At 71.4% G+C, this 3,497-nt stretch carries 2 protein-coding genes; one reads left to right on the plus strand and one right to left on the minus strand.

Features of this window, described 5'->3' with window-relative positions; all coding sequences use genetic code 11:
- Positions 1–2,335 (plus strand): ATP-binding protein (locus HR086_RS49060; protein ID WP_254626747.1); only part of this gene is annotated, 2,335 nt, incomplete at its 5' end.
- Here HR086_RS49060 and HR086_RS45600 read toward each other — a convergent pair.
- The gene (locus tag HR086_RS45600; protein WP_141645653.1) at positions 2,286–3,257 is read right to left on the minus strand and encodes a PDR/VanB family oxidoreductase; all 972 of its coding nucleotides are present in this window, start codon (positions 3,255–3,257) and stop codon (positions 2,286–2,288) included. The genes HR086_RS49060 and HR086_RS45600 overlap by 50 nt on opposite strands.
- Positions 3,258–3,497 lie beyond the last annotated feature (240 nt).

The following is a 3,497-nucleotide window of genomic DNA, read 5'->3' on the forward strand; positions in this document are numbered from 1 at the left end:
CAACAACCCGCTGGCGTACATCGTGTCGAACCTGGAGCACGCGAGCGAGGAGTCGGACGCGCTCGCGCGTGAGCTGGGAGAGGCGCGGGACGCGGGGACACGACTGCGCGAGGTGGGGCAGGCGCTGCGCGAGGCGTTGCATGGCGCGGACCGGGTGCGCCGCATCGTCCGGGACTTGAAGACCTTCTCGCGGCCGGACGACGAGAAGCAGGGGCCGGTGGAGCTGGGGGCGGTGCTCGACTCGGCGGTGAAGATAGCGATGGGCGAGCTGCGCCCGCGCGCGAAGGTGGTGCGCGACTACGGGGACGTGACGTGGGTGGAGGGGAACGAGGCGCGGTTGGCGCAGGTGTTCCTGAACCTGCTCATCAACTCGGCGCAGGCGTTGCCGGAGGGCCGGGCGGAGGAGAACGAGGTGCGCCTGGTGACTCGCGGTGGGCCGGACGGGTGGGTGGTGGCGGAGGTGCGCGACACGGGGAGCGGGATTTCACCGGAGTCGCTCGGGCGCATCTTCGACCCGTTCTACACGACGAAGCCGGTGGGCGTGGGCACGGGGCTGGGGTTGTCGTTGTGCCATGCGTATGTGACGGCGATGGGCGGCACCATCTCCGTGGAGAGTGAGCTGGGTCGCGGCTCGGTGTTCCGGGTGACGTTGCGTCGCGCGAGGGAAGTGGGCGCGGCCTTGAGCTCGGAGGCGCGGGGGCGGTCGCGGGACTCGTTGTCGGATGCACGAGGGCAGGTGTCGGGGAGCGGGTGGGCCGCGGTCAGAGGCTCGGGTGAGCGCGCGGCGGAGTCGGAGTCGAGGTCCGCGCGGGAGCGTCCGTCATCGCCCACGGGTTACCCGACGGTGCCCGGGGCGCGGTCCGTGACGGAGCGTCCGTCGTCTCCCCTGGGCCACCCGACAGTTCCGGAGTCAGCTCCGCTCGCGCGTCCCGTGACGGAGCGTCCCTCGTCACCCACGGGCTACGCCACGGTGTCCGAGCCGAGGCCGGTGACGGAGCGCGAGCCCTCACCCAAGGGCCATCCGACGGTGTCCGAGTCGGCACAGGGCACGTGGTCCACGAGGGAGCGCACGTCCTCACCCACGGGCTATCCAGTGGTGCCCGAGTCGTCACAGAACACGCTGTCCGCGCTGGAGCGCACGCCCTCACCCACGGGCTATCCGGTGGTGCCCGAGTCATCACAGGGCATGCGGTCCGCGACGGAGCGCACGGCCTCGCCCACGGGCTACCCGGTGGTGCCCGAGTCATCACAGGGCATGCGGTCCGCGACGGAGCGCACGGCCTCGCCCACGGGCTATCCGGTGGTGCCCGAGTCGTCACAGGGCATGCGGTCGGCGCTGGAGCGCACGGCCTCGCCCACGGGCTACCCGGTGGTGCCTGAGTCGTCGCAGGGCATGCGGTCGGCGCTGGAGCGCACGGCCTCGCCCACGGGCTACCCGGTGGTGCCTGAGTCGTCACAGGGCATGCGGTCGGCGATGGAGCGCGCGTCCTCGCCCACGGGCTACCCGACGGTGCCCGAGTCATCGCAGGGCATGCGGTCCGCGATGGAGCGCCCGTCCTCACCGACGAGCTCCCCGACCATCTGGGAGTCACCGCACGGAGCCAGGCAGGCGACGGAGCGCGATACTTCACCCACGGGCTACCCGCCGGTGTCCGAGCCCGTGGGCTTTCCAGCTCCGCGTGGCACGGCGGCGGGCCTCGTGATGGACGCGGGCTCCGCACGACTCCCGGGCCCCGTGTCTCCCTTCTCCGCCGAGAGTGGCGCGAGCCCCGAGGCACGTGCTCCCATCACGGCCCCGGAGTCGCTGGCCCGGGCGCCGACGAGCCCTCCTCTCGACGCTGGTGCTCGTGTCGGGACGCCATCGGTGACGACGGAGCCCGTCCGAGCCGAGAACTCGCCGCCGGTCCGGGGGCGGGTGCTGGTGGTGGACGACGACGCCCTGGTGAGCGGTGCCATCCGTCGCACGCTGGCGCGAGAGAACGACGTGGACGTGGTGGTGAGCGCGCGGCAGGCGCTGGAGCGACTGGTGGCCCCCGAGCCCCAGCGCTACGACGTGGTGCTGTGTGACCTGATGATGCCGGAGATGACGGGGATGGACCTCTACGAGGCGCTCGTGCGCACGGCGCCAGCCGTGGCGGAGCGGGTGGTGTTCATCACCGGAGGGGCCTTCACTCCGACGGCGCGCACCTTCCTGGAGCGGGTGGAGAACCCGCGCGTGGAGAAGCCCTTCGACCCGGAGGCTCTGCGGGCGCTGGTTCGGGCCGAGGTGGCCCGAGCCCGCCTGGTCACAAATCCAGCACCAGCCGCTTGGAGCGAGCGCGCGACACGCAGATGAGCATGCGCTCATCGCCGGCGGGTTCCTGCTGGAAGAAGGTGTCGCGGTGCTCGGGCTGTCCCTCGCAGACGCGGGTGACGCAGGTGCCACAGGAGCCGGCCTCGCAGTCGCTGGGCACGCGCAGGCCATTGCGGCGCAGCACGTTGAGCACCGACTGGCCCTTGGGCACGCTGAGCACCTGACCCGTGCTGCGGATGGTCACCTCGAAGTCGGTGTCCTCCTTGCCCAGGGCGACGCTGTTGCCTTCGGCGCCGAAGGACTCGAAGTGGACCTTCTCCCAGGGCCAGCGGTGGCGCGTGGAGGCCTCGCGCACGGCCTTCATCAAGCCCGTCGGGCCACAGCAGTACAGCCGCGTGCCCGGCCCGCGCGTGGACAGCAGCCCCGACACGTCGAGCCCCTTGTTCGGGTCTCCCCCGTCGAAGTGGAAGCGCACCCGGTCCGCGAACGGCGCGGAGGACAGGAGCTCGCGGAACGCGGCGCGCTCGGGAGCGCGGACGCAGTAGTACAAGACGTAGTTCGCCCCGGTGCGCTGGAGCTGTCGCGCCATGGACAGCAGCGGGGTGATGCCGATGCCGCCCGCCACCAGCAGGTAGCTGCGCGCGAACATCAAGGGAAAGTCATTGCGCGGCGTGCTGACCACCAGGACGTCGCCTTCCCGCACGCGCTCGTGCATGGCGCGCGAGCCGCCGCGGCCCCGCGCATCCTTCTGCACGGCGATGACGTACCGGTGCGTCTCTTCCGCGTCGTTGCAGAGTGAGTACGAGCGCAGCGCGGAGTCCTTGCCGGGGACGCGCACGTCCAGGTGGGCGCCGGGCTCGAAAGCCGGCAGCTCGCCACCTTCTTCCGGGACCAGCTCGTACGACAAGATGTCCTCGGCCTCCGTCGCAATCCGGGCTACGCGCACGCGCTGAGCATCATTCATCACGGTGTTCACTGCGTTCCCCTCTTCCCGTCCCGCGAATGCAGCGGGCCCACCACCCTTGGCGCCGAGACGGAGATTGAGCAGAGGTGGTTCCGCGTGGGATTGGACCGGGGGGCGGTCGGCACGTCGCCTCCCCGACGGCCGCCAGGACACCGGAGCCTGGCCAAGGGTCACCCAGGAGCATCCGGTTCCCTTGTTGAGCACGGTGCTTCCCTGTCAGGGGGGCGGGGCCTCCAGGGT

The organism is Myxococcus sp. CA039A (assembly GCF_013336645.1).
Classification (GTDB): domain Bacteria; phylum Myxococcota; class Myxococcia; order Myxococcales; family Myxococcaceae; genus Myxococcus; species Myxococcus llanfairpwllgwyngyllgogerychwyrndrobwllllantysiliogogogochensis.

Excerpts from the sequence above, each read along its gene's own strand:
- HR086_RS45600 (WP_141645653.1), bottom strand. The coding sequence starts at position 3,257 with ATGAATGATGCTCAGCGCGTGCGCGTAGCCCGGATTGCGACGGAGGCC.